Genomic DNA, 14,923 nt, shown 5'->3' on the forward strand with positions numbered 1-14,923 from the left:
CGCGATGATTTTATGGTTAAAAGCACTACACATATTCTTTATGGTGGCCTGGATGGCTGGCATTTTCTATCTGCCTCGCCTGTTTGTATACCATGCGCAGGCCAGTGAGCAGGCGGTAAAAGATCAATTCAAAGTCATGGAACGTCGCTTGTGGTTTTTTGTTACCCCCTTTGCTGTTTTAACGCTGGTGTTTGGGGTGTCTCTGATAGCAGTTTATGGCCTTGAGTGGCTAAAAGTATCAGGCTGGCTGCATGCTAAACTTACCTTGTTAGTTGCGCTTTATGCTTATCATGGTTACTTATACAAATTAGTAAAACAGTTTGCAAAAGACCAAAATACGCGGTCAGCCACCTTTTATCGGGTACTTAACGAGGCCCCGGTACTGGTATTGCTGGCCGTGGTTATTCTGGCCGTGGTGAAACCCTTTTAGAAATGTAAATACATTAGGCAAGTGCTGTGTGTTTGCTATACTCATTGGGAACTACCTAACCATGCTTCGCAGGACTGCGAATGAAGATACTGACCCGTAGGAACAACATGGACGTGAGCAACGAACGGCTGAAATTGCTGCTGGCCCGAACCGATGAAGCTTTCCAGGCGTTGCTTAAAGAGCCTGACTCCATTGAGTTGAACAGCGCGTATGATGCAGCAAAAGCAGAATTAGACGATTACATCGGCCGGTTACGCGCGGCGTTGTCAAAAAAAGCGCCCCACCGCTAGGCTGACTTATTCGTGCCTGCTAATTATTCTGCGTTTTCTGATAACTTTCAAACTGCTGCGGTAAAAACGGCGCCAGCTCGCCCGCCAGGGTTATATAGTCTTTTAGCATTGCAGGTAGCTGCTCTGCTAACCTGGGTAATTGCGCTTGTAACACTGTTGCCTGCTCAGCACTACGCTGGTGCATCGCCCCCTCCGGGTCCGCCAGTGTAGAGAATAATTTAAGGCATCGACTTAAACGTTTTTGCGGTGCTTCGCGCTTTATCCCGCTATCTTGGGCCGGCTGTGCTACAGCCTTATCCCACGCCTGCAACCATATTCCTTCTACTTGTTGATGTCCTTTAAGCAAACCCGTTAGCCATTGGGTCAAAGGTAGGCGAGCCGTCGTGCTGGTCTGCCATTGGCATGCCGGTGGTAAACAGGATTGCCCGGTGCTCATCAGTTGTAGTGTGTCACGAAGCGTTAGCATCAGGTGATGGGCAAGGTTATCGACCTGATCATCCGTTAATGGTTGTCTGGCCGAACTAAGTACCCACGGCATCCAGGTTTCGGGCATAGGTATCTCTGGCGCTGCCGCCACCGCGAAAATTATCCCCCTGACTTCCATTTGCGCCGGCAGAACTGCCGCCTCAGGGTAAGTTAAATAAAATGTGGTCAAACTATCATTAACAGACACAAGTGGATAAATCCTTATGAAACCTACCCTGAGCGTAACGTAACTGGGGCCAAAAAGCATTGTTCCCCACCCGCTTCCCACTAAAGAATCGCTTATTCACCCGGCGGCTTATGGCTTCGCCATATAAATCCCTGGCGGGTAAACAATGTGCGATAAGTCAGATTTTTCGTATTTTTTAGGCTATTTTGGTGTTCACCGACAAAAAAGTTTCAGCCAGCCCTTGGTTCATGCGATAGTTTTCTTTACCATCCGCCCCCCTTAAAATAATGGTCTGATAGCCGCGCTTTTTTTTCGTTAATCACTATCCGACCCCACGGTTTCGTTATACAGGTAGCCACATATGGCAAAAGATAAGTCTGGATACATCATAGCAGCGGCCTTCATCGGCCCAGGAACAGTAACCACGGCCAGTATTGCCGGGGCTAATTTTGGTTTTCACCTGGTATGGGCTTTATTATTTTCTATCACTGCCACAATGGTGTTACAGGATATGGCAGCGCGGCTTGGTATCGCCACCGGGCAGGGGCTGGCAACCAACCTTAAAGAAATAAGCCAAAACCCGGTTTTAAGGTTGTTGTTTTCATTGCTCATTGTAGCCGCGGTAGGTATTGGCAACGCGGCTTACGAATCAGGTAACCTAACCGGCGCCGCCATCGGGTTAGATGCTTTCTTTGCCATTGGTACAGGCAATTGGGCGATTATCCTGGGGGCTATTTCAGCGCTGCTGCTATGGAGCGGTAAATACAAAGTCATTGAGTCAGTGCTGGTGGTATTGGTTATTGCCATGGCGATAGTCTTTTTTGTGACCTTGTTTGCCGCCGGCCCCGAATGGACCGCCATGTTTTCCCAGGCTGCCACACCACAGCTTAATACCAGCACAATCAATATGGTACTGGCCCTGATTGGTACCACCATCGTGCCGTATAATTTGTTTTTGCATGCCAGCCTGACTGCACAAAATTATATCGGCGCTGACAAAGCCGAGGCTATCGCGGCGTCGCGCAAACAGTCTGTTTTTGCTATCGGCTTCGGCGGGCTTATCACCCTGGTGGTAATGGCTACGGCGATGATGGCGTTTTTCAACCAGGCTGCCAGTATGGATGCCGCCAATATGGGCAAACAACTGGAACCTGTACTGGGCGAATGGGCACAGTGGTTTTTTGCCGCCGGTTTGTTTGCTGCCGGCCTCACCAGTTCTATCACCGCCCCGCTGGCTGCCAGCTATGCTGTATGTGGTGCCTTTAATTGGCCCCAAGATATGCAGGGTAAGGCATTTCGAAGTATTTGGCTGGCGATTATTGTTACCGGTGTTGTTATTGCCGGGATGGGTTTTAAACCATTGTCAGCTATCATGTTTGCTCAGGCTGCTAATGGCTTACTATTACCGATTGTAGCGATATTTTTGCTGGTGGTAATGAACCGCAACGCTACGCTGGGGGAATTTAAAAATGGCACAACCAGCAACGTGTTAGGCGCGCTGGTTGTGGGTTTTGTAGTCTGTCTTGGCGTATATAAGCTGTATTCGTTATTTTGAAGCCAGTCTATCCAGTAATTGCGTTAACATTGCCCGGCTACAGCCAAAGTTAATCCTAAAGTGGTCGGGCGCCCCAAAGTCAGTGCCCGGCGAGGGCCCCACACCGCGGTCCTCAGCCCACTTCTGTACATTGCTTACGCCTAAGCCAGAAGCATCCACCCAGGCCAGGAACGTAGCTTCCTGTAGCTTTACAGATAAACCGTCGATGGCGTTAATGCGCTCTACCAATAGATCGCGGTTGCCTTTTAGATAATCCAATTGTTGTTGATGCCATTCGTCGCATTGAGTAAATGCAGCTTCAGTGGCAAGCAGTCCCAATTGGTTAACCCATGGCACGATACCGGCTGCGGCGCCGATAAATGCCTGCCGCAGGCGCGCATCGGGCACTATCGCAAACGAAGCTCCTAAACCAGCGATATTAAAGGTTTTGCTGGCGGCCATAAGGGTCACGCTACGCTGCTGCAATCCTGGTTCCCGACCCGCTGGAATATGTTTAACCCCGGGTTCCAGTAACAGATCGCAGTGTATTTCATCTGAGCACAATACCACATCATGTTGCTCACAGATTTGCGCAATACGGTTTACCTCTTCGGCGCTCAGCACTGCACCCACTGGGTTCATTGGATTACAAAGTATTAGCAACTTACACTTAGGATCAGCCGCTTCTGACGCTAGCTGATCAAGGTCTAGGGTATACCGGTCACCCTTATCAAGCGTCGCAATGTCTACCCGTTGTAAATTGTTCAATTTTGGTGCAGCCAATAAAGGCGGATAGTTAGGCGTCTGGATAAGTACCTTATCGCCCGGTTCGCAGTACGCTTTACAGGCGGTATTGAAAGCCGGTACCACGCCGGGTGTCCAGACCAACCACTGTGGATCGATCTCCCAGTCGTGCTTGTCTTTAAGCCAGCGGCACACCGCATCAATTGCTGGTTGATACTGGCCGGGCAATACATACCCCAGATTGCCATGCTCGATACGAGTTTGTAACGCAGCTAAAATAGGATCAGCACAACGAAATTCAGTATCGGCAACCCAAGCCGGTAGAATATCGGTGCCTTGGTATTTTTCCCATTTAAATGAATATGTTCCAGTGCGCGGCGGCGTCTGATCAAAAATTGAGGGCACGCTTGATAATCCTTTGGTTAATCGAAGATGTCACTCAGTGTAAAACAGCCGCACGGGCGCTATCCAGTGTCTTGTTAGACTAATTAGGAATGACATGTTTTCAGCTGTCCAACAATCAAGATGCCAATAACTTACGCACGTTATCCAGCAAATTTTCGACCTTGAAAGGCTTTACCATAAATTGGTTGGCCCCCGACTGGCGAGCCTTTAACACGGTGGCTCGGGTGGCATCAGCGGTTAACAGCAGGAAAGGTACCTGCATACCCTGTCGCCGGCACAGGTTAAGCAAGGCTATACCATCGTAATCCGGCATCATTTGATCGCTAACCACCAAAGATACCGAGGCGTCGCTTTGTTTCAATAAAAATGCTCTGGCAAGTTTACTGTGGGTAAAGCTATGCACATGCGCTCCCAGCTGTTGCTCCAGGGCTACTACAATGAGCTCCAGTGTAATAACATCGTCATCAATCACTACGATAGATTGTGAAGTCATGCGCGCTTTCACCTGTGGTATGGGTAAGGTAAGCATAATTGGCTATTTTCCGCTTGCCAATTACTCTTAAGTCCAACGTTAGCCTACCGCGCTTTTTTATTACGTTGGGGATACAAAAAACGCCGCTATAAGCGGCGTTTTTTTAAAGGCTAATAACGGCTACTTAGCTCTTTTTTTCGCGTGAGTTACGCTTACGTTCGTTTTCGGTCAGCGCTTTTTTACGAATCCGGATGCTCTTGGGTGTAACTTCCACCAGCTCATCGTCATCAATAAATTCCAGGGCCTGTTCCAAAGACATAATCACTGGCGGTACCAGGCTTTGCGCTTCATCTGTACCCGACGCACGTACGTTGGTCAGTTGCTTACCTTTCAGGGCGTTTACAGTCAGGTCGTTATCACGGCTGTGAATACCAATAACCATACCTTCGTAAACTTCAACCCCATGACCAATGAACAGACGGCCACGTTCCTGCAAGTTAAACAAAGCGTTAGTCAGTGCTTTACCGGCTGCGTTAGCAATCAGTACACCGTTCTTACGCTGTCCAATTTTACCGCCTTTATGCGGGCCGTAATGATCAAACGTGTGGTACAACAAACCTGAACCTGAGGTCAGCGTCATAAATTCAGTCTGAAAACCAATCAGGCCACGGCTTGGAATAACGAAGTCCATACGAACCCGGCCTTTACCATCCGGTGACATATCCGTCAGCTCGGCTTTACGGTAGCCAAGTTGTTCCATGATAGAACCCTGGTCTTCGTCTTCACAGTCAACCGTCAGAGCTTCAAACGGTTCCATTAACTGGCCGTCTTCTTCCTTCAGGATAACTTCCGGACGGGATACCGCCAGCTCGTAACCTTCACGACGCATGTTTTCAATCAGGATACCCAAGTGTAGCTCACCACGCCCGGAAACACGGAACTTATCCGGGTTTTCAGTTTCTTCTACACGCAGGGCCACGTTGTGTACCAATTCGTCCTGCAGACGGTCAAATATATTACGCGAAGTAACATATTTACCTTCACGCCCAGAGAACGGCGAGGTGTTAACCTGGAAAGTCATGGTAACGGTAGGTTCATCTACTGTTAGTGCCGGTAACGCTTCAACAGTGTTGGTATCACAAATTGTATCGGAAATTTTCAGCTCACCAAGGCCGGTAATTGCAATGATGTCGCCTGCGTTAGCAATTTCTGCTTCTTGGCGCTGCAAACCAAGATACGTAAGTACCTGGCCAACTTTACCGTTACGCTTTTCGCCGGCTGCATTAACAATAGTAACCTGCTGGCCGGTTTTTACTTTACCGCGCGCAATCCGGCCTACCCCAACAACCCCAACATAAGAGTTGTAGTCCAGCTGCGATATTTGCATCTGGAACGGACCTTCAGGGTCAGTATTGGGGGCTTCAACCTGATCAACAATTGTCTGGAACAATGGCGTCATATCGGTACCGATAGTTTCGGCATCCATCGCCGCCCAGCCATTTAATGCTGAGGCATAAACAATTTGGAAATCCAGCTGTTCGTCAGTAGCACCCAGGTTATCAAACAAATCAAAAACCTGATCGATAACCCAATCAGGACGTGCCCCTGGCTTATCAATTTTGTTAACAACAACGATTGGCTTCAAACCCTGTGCAAAGGCTTTTTGGGTAACAAAGCGCGTTTGCGGCATTGGGCCTTCCTGCGCGTCTACCAATAGTAATACTGAGTCAGCCATTGACATAACGCGCTCAACTTCGCCACCAAAGTCGGCGTGTCCGGGAGTGTCTACAATATTGATATGGTAGTCTTGCCAGTTAATTGCCGTGTTCTTTGCCAGGATAGTAATACCGCGCTCTTTCTCGATATCATTTGAGTCCATGATGCGCTCTTCAGCCTCACCACGACTTTCCAGCGTACCAGACTGTTGCAGCAGTTTATCAACCAAAGTAGTTTTACCGTGGTCAACGTGCGCGATGATCGCAATGTTTCTTAACTTCGAAATATCGTACGTGTTCATTAAGTAAATGCCTGTATAGCTGCCCGAGCTGCGGTTGGTGCCCGGCGAAAGAGTTGAAAATTCTTGCAGAGGTAAAAAATGTGCGCGGATTGTACAGAAAATCTGATCCTTTTGCGCCTCTTTTTTTTCAATTTTTACACACTAGTGAAGATTATCAACTAAAGTCGCACGTTATTACGTATGACGGGTCATATACCCAGTACAAATGTAGCCATTATGGGTAGCATGCACCATGGGATTGCATTAGGCTAAGAATCGGCCCACCGCATGCACTGCACTATTTTGGACCGGGATTGCCTCAAATTGGTGCAATCCATTTAGATTTTGCTGCCGTATCGTGCTTGTAACCCGCGAAATTCCCTGTCGATACAGATGGCATGAATATCGCTTCGTCTTTTACATCATAGACAGGGTACCGATAAATACTCTGCAACTTTACATCAATACCTGGAGGACACGATGTCAATAGAAAAGGCATTAGAGCTGATTAAAGAAAGTGAAGCGAAATTTGTTGATATGCGCTTTACAGATACAAAAGGTAAAGAACAACACGTATCAATCCCGGCAGCTCTGGTTGACGAAGAGTTTTTTGAAGAAGGCAAAATGTTCGATGGCTCTTCAATTTCTGGCTGGAAAGGTATTAACGAGTCAGACATGATTTTGATGCCGGATCCGGATTCAGTTGTGCTTGACCCGTTTGCCGAAGAAACACAGGTTAACGTACGGTGTAACATCGTAGAGCCAACCTCAATGGAAGGTTACGAGCGTGATCCTCGTTCAGTTGCCTATCGTGCAGAAGAATATCTGAAATCGACCGGTATCGGTGATACCGCATTCTTTGGTCCAGAGCCAGAATTCTTCCTGTTTGATGACGTGCGTTTTCATACCGATATGAGCGGGTCGTTCTATAAAATTGATTCTGCGGAAGCCAAATGGAACTCTGGTGAAGAGTTTGAAGGCGGCAACATGGGTCACCGGCCTGGCGTGAAAGGAGGTTACTTTCCGGTTCCTCCAGTAGATTCAGCGCATGACACCCGTGCTGCAATGTGTCTGGTAATGGAAGAAATGGGGCTGGTTATTGAAGCGCACCACCATGAAGTGGCGACCGCTGGTCAGAACGAAATTGCTTGCGAATTTAATACGCTGGTGAAAAAAGCAGACGAAATTCAGGTTTATAAGTATGTTGTGCATAACGTTGCCCATGCGTACGGCCAAACAGCTACTTTTATGCCTAAACCATTGGTCGGCGATAATGGCTCTGGTATGCATGTTCACCAGTCTATTTCTAAAGATGGCAAAAACATTTTCGCGGGCGATAAGTACGCGGGTCTGTCTGAAGAAGCCTTGTATTACATCGGCGGTATTATTAAACACGCCCGTGCAATTAACGCTTTCAGTAATGCATCGACTAACTCGTACAAGCGTCTGGTACCAGGATTTGAAGCACCGGTAATGTTGGCTTACTCTGCCCGTAACCGTTCCGCATCAATTCGTATTCCGTATGTAACCAGCGATAAAGCGCGTCGGATTGAGGTTCGCTTCCCTGACCCAACTGCTAACCCTTACCTGGCGTTTACTGCCATGCTAATGGCTGGCCTTGACGGTATTAAGAACAAGATTCACCCTGGCGATGCGATGGACAAGGATCTTTACGACCTGCCTGCAGAAGAAGCCAAAGATATTCCAACTGTCGCTAGCTCGTTGGAAATGGCACTGGAAGCACTGGATAATGACCGTGAATTCCTGAAAGCCGGCGGTGTAATGACCGACGATATGATTGATGCCTACATTGAACTAAAAGCTGAAGAAGTTACTAAGGTCCGTATGACTACGCACCCTGTTGAGTTCGACTTATACTACAGCGTATAACGTTTAATCAGTATTAATACGAAAGCCCGCTTAATGCGGGCTTTTTTGTGGCCGAACTCTTTTGAACCCACGCTATTTCGTACTAGTATTAAAAAGGTATCCACGTTAAACCGAGTAGCACTAATGAAGTATTTTTATCTGACAATGGCGATGACGGCCTTGATACCGGTTACGGTTAATAGTGCACCCGTTTATAAAATCACCAATGACGACGGCACGGTGATATATACAGATACCCCTTCAGCGCAAAGCGAAGAGGTAGCGTTTAACGGGATAACCGATAATGTCACGCCGAGTATTCCTGCTTCCCCTGCTACTCCGCCAGTCGCCTCCTCACCGGCAACTCGCTATACAGTGTCTATTGTTTCGCCCCAGCCTGAAGCTACTGTGCGTAACAATAATGGGAAAGTCACCATTAAAGCCCAGGCTGCACCGAAACCGACCGGCAGATTTCAGCTAATTTTTGATGGCGAACCAATACAGCGCAATAGTGCGGGTATTTTTGCACTATCTGGTATCAACCGCGGGGCCCATACCTTTTCCGTGGCCCTGATTGATAATAAGGGCAAGACTCTTGCATCGTCCCAACAACAGACACTCTATCTGCATCAAGCGTCAGCGCTAATCAATGGTCAGGGCGGTCAATAAGGCGGTAATGCCCGTTATCCCTGCCCTATAGCGTACCGCCAAAGCGGGTTCACGGCTTTTTTGATGCAACACAGCTATAATGCACTATATTAGTGCAAAGGAGAGTTGCTCGGTATGCAGAACCCCGAGTCAGCAATGACCAATTTGCTAAATAACCTGAATACGGTACTGGTGATGGTGGATGAACAGCTAAATATTGTTTACGCCAACCACGCAGGAGAAGCTTTATTTGAGACCGGTACAAAACAGCTTTATGGCCACCCGCTGTATGACTTTTTTATGCCAGGTACGATTAAACGTGCGCGCTTGCGGGCGGCGCTTCGGCGCGGCGAGGACTTTACCGAAAATGAAATTCGTCTTTCGTTTAAAGATAACCGTTTTGTACTGGCTGACCTCACCGTAACTAACCTGCAAACAGATGACGGCCCCCGCCTGCTATTTGAAGTACGTAAAATAGATCAGCAACGCAGGATATCCAGAGAAACCCAGCAAAACGCGCAGCATTATGCTGCCCGGGAGTTAATCCGGGGGCTGGCCCATGAAATTAAAAACCCGCTGGGGGGCATTCGCGGCGCCGCACAGTTGTTAGAAAAAGAACTCGATAATCACGACCACAAAGAATTTACCCAGATGATTATCGAACAGTCGGATCGCCTGCGCAGTCTGGTGGACCGCCTACTGGGGCCCAATTCACTTCCCCGCCAACAGTGGAGCAATGTGCATCAGGCGCTCGAGAAAGTTCGCAGTTTAATGCGGGTAGACTCCGACACCCCGATAACCATTATTCGAGATTATGATCCCAGTATCCCGGACATCCACATTGACCAGGATATGATTCAACAAGCTGTACTTAATATTGTCAGAAACAGCGTACAGGCATTAATTGAAGCACACACCCCTGAGCCCGCCATCAGGCTGGTGACCCGGGTGGAAAGGCAAATGACAATACAGGGCAAACGCTACGCTCTGGTGGCGAAAATCCGGATTGTGGATAACGGACCGGGTATACCTGCTGATATTCGCGATACCCTGTTTTACCCCATGGTAAGCAGTAAGAAAAATGGCAGCGGGTTGGGCTTATCGATCGCCCAGACCCTGATCAACCACCACGGTGGACGTATTGATGTGGACAGCCATCCTGGCCACACAGAATTCATTTTATATCTTCCTATCGACCGCAAGGAGTCGCTGCATGAATAATGAATCCGTCTGGATTGTAGATGACGATAGCTCCATACGATGGGTACTGCAGAAAGCCTTACAAACAGCCAATATCAGTTGTTTGTCTTTTGAAAATCCTCAGGATTTACTGCTGCAGTTACAATCCGGCCAGGCACCGGAAGTGATTATCTCGGATATTCGCATGCCACAAATGGACGGCATGACATTGCTAGAAGAAGTGCATCAGGTAGATAGCATGATTCCGGTAATAATTATGACCGCTCACTCTGACTTAGACAGTGCAGTTAATGCTTATCAAAATGGGGCTTTTGAATACTTACCTAAACCTTTTGATATCGATGAAGCTGTTACGCTAACCCAGCGAGCCATAGCGCACGCCCGCGAACAAACCCGGCATCAGCAACTGCCCGCCGAGGAACCTGCTCCAGAAATTATTGGCGAGGCACCAGCGATGCAGGAGGTCTTTCGTGCCATTGGCCGTTTATCGCGCTCCTCGATCAGTGTATTGATCAATGGCCAGTCAGGTACGGGTAAAGAGCTGGTCGCGCATGCCTTGCATCGCCACAGCCCACGTGCGGCTAACCCATTCATTGCATTAAATATGGCCGCTATCCCCGCTGACTTGGTGGAATCTGAGTTATTCGGGCACGAAAAAGGCGCTTTCACCGGGGCTCAAAACGCCCGTCAAGGTCGTTTTGAGCAAGCCAACGGCGGAACGCTGTTTTTGGATGAAATTGGCGATATGCCGCTGGATGTGCAAACCCGCTTGTTACGGGTACTGGCCGATGGTCAGTTTTACCGGGTGGGCGGCCATCAGTCTGTCACTGTCGATGTGCGCATTATTGCCGCGACCCACCAGAACCTGGAGCAGCGCGTAGCTCAGGGTAAGTTTCGGGAGGATCTATTTCATCGGCTAAATGTTATCCGCATACATATCCCCTCCCTTAGTGAGCGCCGTGAAGATATTCCCTTACTGGCCTCGCATTTTTTACGCCGTGCAGCAAAAGAGCTGAATGTAGAAACCAAAACCCTCAGTCGTCAAGCCGAAAAAGTGATGAGTCAGTTGGCCTGGCCCGGTAACGTACGCCAATTAGAGAACGTGTCACGTTGGTTAACTGTCATGGCCAGCGGCCAGGAAGTCCTTCCCACTGACTTACCGCCCGAAATACATAGCGAAGGGGGTAGCGAGAAAAGTCAGCAGCAAGCTGGTGACTGGCCCCAGTTATTGGCCAGCTGGGCAGACACCCAGTTGCGTGCAGGCAATGTGAATATTTTAAATGATGCCATGCTGACGTTTGAAAAAATCATGCTGGAACGTGCCTTGGAGTATACCCATGGGCATAAGCAGGATGCTGCCAAGCGTTTAGGTTGGGGACGCAATACGCTGACTCGTAAACTCAAAGAGCTGGACATCAGCCATTAACTTTTTCACTCACCTCTTCACCACCAAGGGTAAGCGTATACCCTTGGTGCCCCTGTAAACTGTTTTAATTTATCCGCTCAATTATTCCCCGCACTCTATTTTCTAAAAATATTAAGCTGGCTCTGCCCTGCAGAGTGGTTTGTGGCTGTAATCTGCGAAATAGCTGAACTTAATGGTTTAAGTTTCATGTTAATTTTTCTTGAGTACGATTAACATTCCCGCTATTGTTAATGCGATGTAATGCATTGGTTACGAAAAACACACACTCGAAAAGGCACACATAATGAAGAAAACACGACTGTTCAAACCAGCGCTTCTTTCCCTTGCCGTTAGTTCTGCAATGTTGACAGGACAGGCATATTCACAAGAAACATCGGCCGCAGAACAAGCTGAAGATGTTGAAGTTATTGCGGTGAAAGGTATCCGCGGCTCGCTTATTCGAGCGCAGGCAGTGAAAATGGATAATTCATCTATTGTTGAAGCTATCTCAGCTGAAGACATTGGTAAATTACCCGACTCGTCTATTGCCGAGTCGCTGGCTCGACTGCCTGGTATGGCAGGGGAGCGCGTAGGTGGACGGACGTCAGGTATTTCTGTGCGTGGCTTTAAAGAAGACTTCACCGGTACGTCATTAAACGGCCGGGAACTCATCGGGATTGGTGATAACCGGGGCGTAGAATACGACCTGTACCCTGCTGAAATAATGACCGGTGCGACTATTTATAAAACCACAGATGCATCATTGCTAGTGCAGGGTATTGGCGGAACTGTAGATTTACAAACGGTTCGTCCGTTAGCCGCCCAGGAAACCCTGACATTGACCGGGGTGCTGGAGCAAGGTGGTAATGATTCAGATAACCCGGAGTTTGATAACAACGGGCACCGCTATGCCTTGTCGTTTGTGGAAAAGTTTGCAGACGATAAAATTGGTATAGCGCTAGCGATTGCCTCGACTGAGTCGCCTCGTAATGAGCGTAAATACGGCGTATGGGGTTATGGCGAAAACAATGGTGCATTACTGCCTTCAGGCCTTGATTCACAGGCCATAAGCCGGGTGCTGGAACGTGATACCATTTCAGGTATATTTCAGTGGCGGCCCAACGATGACCTGGATATTGTCGTGGATATTCTGGACATTGATTACTCTGACTCTGGTGTAATTCGCGGCTTTATCGAACCGTTTGAATTGGACGCTGCCAGCCTAAACGGCAGCGGTGCAAACTCAACCGGGACGCAAATAAATTCAAACCCGGTACTGCGTACCGATCCGGCACAAAAAGACGGCGAACTATCTACCTATGGCCTTAACCTGACCTACCATTTAAATGATAGCTGGTCGGTGGAGCTGGATGTAGCAGATAGCGAGTCGACCAAACGAGACCTACGTGGTGAGTCTTATTCCGGTCTGGCCCGTAACGGTGCCGCTATTGCCGATGCTGATCAGCGTACCCGTGATTTCATCATGAGCCCCGATGGCATTACCTTTACCGACAGTAACGGGCTGGGTGCATTTGCCGATCCGACGATGCTGCAACTGGCCGGGCCGCAACCCTGGGGTGGTGGTATGGCGAGTCTGGCAGACCAGTTCGCCACTGATGCGCTCCGTGCTGATGGCGAAAATTACAACTATATCAACGCGCAGGATGGGTTCCTTAACTATGCTGACTTTGAAGAAGAACTTACCACTATGCGCCTGGAAACCTTCGGTCTGGTAGATTGGGGAATGGTAACCAAGGTTAATGTGGGGGTAGCGTATAGCGACCGCTTTAAGAGCAAAGACAACAAAGGCTTTTTTGCTACCGCGTCTTCTTATCCTGATTCGCAGGCTATACCTGCAGACTATTTATATAACGGCCTTACCGACTTGACGTGGGCCGGTATGGGTTACGTCGTCGCTTATGATGGCTTTGCGCCTTACAATGACGGTGAATATACCCTGAACGACGCGGGCCTGCTGGAGCCGGATCGGTTAGGGGATACTTATGAGATCAATGAAGAAGTAACCACCCTGTTCGCAAAATTTGATTTTGAAACTGAAGTGGGCGATTTCTTTGTCACCGGTAATATTGGCGCTCAATATGTACAAACGGATCAAAGCTCTACCGGTTACATCGGTATTGTAGGTTCCAATTTCAAAGTGTGTGATGCGGATAATGATGGCGCTATCGATGCCGATTGTCTGATAGATATTGAAGAAGATTATTCGCATTTTCTACCCAGCTTTAACCTGAGTGTAGAAGTAGCGGAAAACCGTTATGTGCGCTTCGCAGCATCAAAAACTATTAGCCGGGCCCGCATCGATCAAATGAAAGCATCCGGTTTTGTGAAGTTTGATCAGAACATTAATCTGATAGCTATCCCTAACAACCAGGAAGCGGTAGATGAATATGGTTCGCCTTGGTCTAAATTCCAGGGTAACCCTCGTTTGCGTCCGTTAGAGGCTAACAACTTCGATTTGTCGTTTGAGAACTATTTTGAAAACGAAGGTTATCTGTCGCTGGCATTGTTTTACAAAGACCTGGTTAACTGGACACGTGACGGTAATCAAACTATCGACTTTACCAACGATGTTACTAATGAGGGCGCCAACTACTTTATTCCTGGCTTCCATGATCGCACTGTCGGCGCTGACGGCCTGGTTGGCCCTGATGGGACCACTTACGCGGCGGGTACATACCTGACGCCACCGGATACCGGTACTTTCTCGTTCTTCGAAGATGGTTTAACTGGTTCCGTAAAAGGGGCTGAAATGACTGCTCAGGTACCGTTGAGCATGCTGGCTGACTCATTAGAAGGCTTTGGTTTAGCGGGTTCCGCGACCTTTATTGATGCTGAGCTAGATGATGGCACGCCAATCGCCGGGCAATCCGATCGGGTTTATTCGTTAACTGCTTACTATGAAATGAACGGCTTCGAGATTCGTTTTGCGGCCACTAAGCGGTCTGAGTACTTTACTTACGAGCGTGGCGGTTCTAATAAAATTGAAGAAGCGACCCGTAGTGCGATAACCCAGGTTGACGGTCAGATAAGCTATGACTTTGAAGGCTCAGGTATTGAATACCTGGAAGGCTTACGTATTTCATTACAAGGCTCTAACTTGACCGATGAAGAAGAAGAGACCCGTGATGAAAACGGTCTGGTCACTTTACGGCGTGAATTCGGTCCATCCTATCTGCTTAACTTTAACTACTCGTTTTACTAAGCGCTAATAAATAGACGCCCTACCGTATCCCGGTGGGGCGTTTTATTTGGTTTTT

The 14,923-nt window shown here is 48.3% G+C and carries 12 protein-coding genes; 8 read left to right on the forward strand and 4 right to left on the reverse strand.

Features of this window, described 5'->3' with window-relative positions; genetic code table 11:
* Positions 1-4 precede the first annotated feature (4 nt).
* Positions 5-430, forward strand: coding sequence for a protoporphyrinogen oxidase HemJ (gene hemJ / locus D0Y50_RS15160; RefSeq protein ID WP_108567444.1), 426 nt, complete (start codon positions 5-7; stop codon positions 428-430).
* Positions 431-510: 80 nt separating this feature from the next.
* The gene (locus D0Y50_RS15165) at positions 511-720 is read left to right on the forward strand and encodes a hypothetical protein (protein ID WP_232366277.1); all 210 of its coding nucleotides are present in this window, start codon (positions 511-513) and stop codon (positions 718-720) included.
* A 19-nt stretch (positions 721-739) separates the two neighbouring features.
* Here the strand turns inward: D0Y50_RS15165 and D0Y50_RS15170 are convergent, their stop codons facing one another.
* A complete protein-coding gene (locus tag D0Y50_RS15170; protein WP_170145523.1) occupies positions 740-1,393 on the reverse strand; it encodes a UPF0149 family protein in 654 nt (217 codons plus the stop codon).
* 340 nt (positions 1,394-1,733) lie between these two features.
* Here D0Y50_RS15170 and D0Y50_RS15175 point away from each other — a divergent pair, with 340 nt between their 5' ends.
* A complete protein-coding gene (locus tag D0Y50_RS15175; protein WP_117317743.1) occupies positions 1,734-2,927 on the forward strand; it encodes an Nramp family divalent metal transporter in 1,194 nt (397 codons plus the stop codon).
* Here the strand turns inward: D0Y50_RS15175 and D0Y50_RS15180 are convergent.
* The 3 genes from D0Y50_RS15180 to typA form a co-directional block, all read right to left on the reverse strand.
* Positions 2,919-4,055 (reverse strand): MalY/PatB family protein, encoded by a 1,137-nt coding sequence (locus tag D0Y50_RS15180; RefSeq protein WP_117317745.1) that lies wholly within the window; start codon positions 4,053-4,055, stop codon positions 2,919-2,921. The genes D0Y50_RS15175 and D0Y50_RS15180 overlap by 9 nt on opposite strands.
* Positions 4,056-4,170: 115 nt before the next feature.
* On the reverse strand, positions 4,171-4,548 hold the full coding sequence (locus D0Y50_RS15185) for a response regulator (RefSeq protein ID WP_170145524.1): 378 nt from the start codon (positions 4,546-4,548) through the stop codon (positions 4,171-4,173).
* A 163-nt stretch (positions 4,549-4,711) separates the two neighbouring features.
* On the reverse strand, positions 4,712-6,544 hold the full coding sequence (gene typA / locus D0Y50_RS15190; protein WP_117317747.1) for a translational GTPase TypA: 1,833 nt from the start codon (positions 6,542-6,544) through the stop codon (positions 4,712-4,714).
* 459 nt (positions 6,545-7,003) lie between these two features.
* Between typA and glnA the strand changes: the two genes are divergently transcribed.
* The 5 genes from glnA (at position 7,004) to D0Y50_RS15215 (ending at position 14,868) form a co-directional block, all read left to right on the forward strand.
* Positions 7,004-8,413, forward strand: a complete 1,410-nt coding sequence (gene glnA / locus D0Y50_RS15195; protein ID WP_117317749.1) for a glutamate--ammonia ligase — start codon at positions 7,004-7,006, stop codon at positions 8,411-8,413.
* 123 nt (positions 8,414-8,536) lie between these two features.
* Positions 8,537-9,061, forward strand: a complete 525-nt coding sequence (locus D0Y50_RS15200) for a DUF4124 domain-containing protein (RefSeq protein WP_147318250.1) — start codon at positions 8,537-8,539, stop codon at positions 9,059-9,061.
* A 114-nt stretch (positions 9,062-9,175) separates the two neighbouring features.
* Complete coding sequence (gene glnL / locus D0Y50_RS15205; protein WP_117317753.1) at positions 9,176-10,261, forward strand: nitrogen regulation protein NR(II); 1,086 nt, start codon at positions 9,176-9,178, stop codon at positions 10,259-10,261.
* A complete protein-coding gene (gene glnG / locus D0Y50_RS15210; protein WP_117317755.1) occupies positions 10,254-11,666 on the forward strand; it encodes a nitrogen regulation protein NR(I) in 1,413 nt (470 codons plus the stop codon). The genes glnL and glnG overlap by 8 nt, the downstream gene beginning before the upstream one ends.
* Before the next feature lie 340 nt (positions 11,667-12,006).
* Positions 12,007-14,868, forward strand: a complete 2,862-nt coding sequence (locus tag D0Y50_RS15215) for a TonB-dependent receptor (RefSeq protein WP_408640702.1) — start codon at positions 12,007-12,009, stop codon at positions 14,866-14,868.
* Positions 14,869-14,923 lie beyond the last annotated feature (55 nt).

This window comes from Salinimonas sediminis (genome assembly GCF_003429285.1).
Lineage (GTDB): Bacteria > Pseudomonadota > Gammaproteobacteria > Enterobacterales > Alteromonadaceae > Alteromonas > Alteromonas indica.